This is a genomic window from Mesorhizobium sp. M7A.F.Ca.MR.362.00.0.0, assembly GCF_004023175.1.
In the GTDB taxonomy this organism is placed as follows: Bacteria; Pseudomonadota; Alphaproteobacteria; order Rhizobiales; family Rhizobiaceae; genus Mesorhizobium.
On record NZ_RZTF01000759.1, the window covers coordinates 1 to 1221 of the forward strand.

The 1221-nt window shown below is 55.0% G+C and carries 1 pseudogene; it reads left to right on the forward strand.

The window, feature by feature from the left end:
• Positions 1 to 594 precede the first annotated feature (594 nt).
• Positions 595 to 1130 (forward strand): annotated as a pseudogene (locus tag EOC06_RS44620) (helix-turn-helix domain-containing protein); the annotation flags it as partial.
• Positions 1131 to 1221: the final 91 nt, after the last annotated feature.

Genomic DNA, 1221 nt, shown 5'->3' on the forward strand with positions numbered 1-1221 from the left:
CAGAAAAGTCCTCTACGTATTCTGGAAGAGCCAGAGTAGATGACTCCATCGCCCGTGGAATCTGTGATATTGAGTGATTGGCTATAATTGATTTATATGCAACACGTTGACTACGCGAAAAGGCGCCATTTAAAGAGAGTGGAAAGTTATTCGGTGGGGAGATGCTGTTGGCCCCCGCATTGGGCTGTGGGCCCCGCATTGGGCAGGATATGCAGAACAGGGGCGGCTCTTCCTTATTGGACCGCAATTGTAGACAGCGACAGCACCCAATGGCGAGCAGAACAGGGGCGGCTCGGCTCGGCTCGGTGGGGGGCAGGATCTATAGCGATGTCGCCTTTCTTTCTTTCTTTCTTTCTTTCTTTGTGCATTCGTGCACTCGCGGCGTAAACGGCGAAGCCGATACTCCTGACTTCGAACAGGTCGGTCCCGGCACACGCACGTGAAATGGACCCCGATTTTGGGACCATGAGCTTAGTTGGAAGGGCTGCTGCGTTGTAGGCGGCAAAGAGAGAGCTGGTTCGGGAAATTTGAACAGGGGGTTAAGTGGAATTTCTGCCTGAGCTGAGCCAGAGTGGCTCACGAACAGGAGCTGAAATGCCGAAACGAATTCGCCGTAACCATGCTGCTGGTTTTAAAGCCAAAGTGGCGCTTGCGGCCCTGAAAGGGGAAAAGACGCTATCGGAATTGGCGCAGCAATACGATGTGCATCCCAACCAGATCGCGGATTGGAAGAAACAGCTTCTTGAGGGAGCCGCGAGCGTGTTTAACGGTGGGGAGAAAGCGTCACCAGCGGTCGATGTGAAGGTTCTTCATGCCAAGATCGGCGAATTGACGCTGGCCAATGATTTTTTAGGCTCGGCGCTCGACAAGGCCGGGCTGTTGGCGAGCGTAAAACGATGATTGATCGCGACCATGACTTGCCGATTACAAAGCAGGCTGCCGAATTGGGGATCAGCCGGGGCAGCGTCTACGCCTTGCCTCGGCCCGTGTCAGCCGCCGATCTGAAGCTGATGCGCCGGATCGACGAATTGCACATGGATTATCCGTTCGCCGGCAGCCGGCTGATGCAAAAACTCCTGAAGCGGGAGGGCTATGAAACGGGCCGCTTACACGTGCGAACCTTGATGAAGGGGAGCATGAGGATTTGTGGGGCGGGCTGGACCGGAGTATGTCGTCACCATTGAATTTCGACGGGGCCGGCGGATTTGAAAAGGGCAAAAC